The following is a 578-nucleotide window of genomic DNA, read 5'->3' as shown; positions in this document are numbered from 1 at the left end:
TACTAGAGCGAATATTCCAAACTCTAGTATAGGCGCATTGATGTCCTCACCGCAGAAACCTCAATACAGTCAAAGTGAAGAGCTCGCCAACACCATCACGCACGGTATTGGGATGATTTTCGGCATTGTCGGGTTAATCCTGTTGTTAATCAAAGCGACAAACCACCAAGCTGACACATTGACCGTGACAAGCATGGCGATCTACGGCTCCAGTATTATTGTGCTGTTTCTAGCCTCAACGCTGTACCACGCGATCCCTCACCCTAAAGCGAAACGCTGGCTGAAAACCTTCGACCATTGCGCTATTTATCTGCTTATTGCTGGCAGTTACACGCCATTTTTGTTGGTGAGTTTACGCACGCCACTTGCGTTTGGCTTGATGATAGTTATCTGGAGCATTGCTCTGCTCGGCATCATCATGAAGGTCGCGTTTGTTTATCGCTTTAAGAAGTTGTCGCTGATGACTTATTTGGTGATGGGATGGTTGTCGTTGATTGTGATTTATCAGTTGGCGATCAATCTGGATATCGGTGGACTTACGCTGCTTGCTGTGGGCGGTTTGGTGTACTCGCTAGGGG

At 47.4% G+C, this 578-nt stretch carries 1 protein-coding gene; it reads left to right on the top strand.

From position 1 onward, the window contains the following. Positions 1 to 40: 40 nt before the first annotated feature. The coding region (gene trhA / locus R7Z77_RS27205; protein ID WP_025559746.1) for a PAQR family membrane homeostasis protein TrhA at positions 41 to 578 on the top strand (538 nt) is incomplete at its 3' end.

The organism is Vibrio sp. 1401, assembly GCF_033340295.1.
This window is presented reverse-complemented; position numbering and strand designations above follow the sequence as displayed.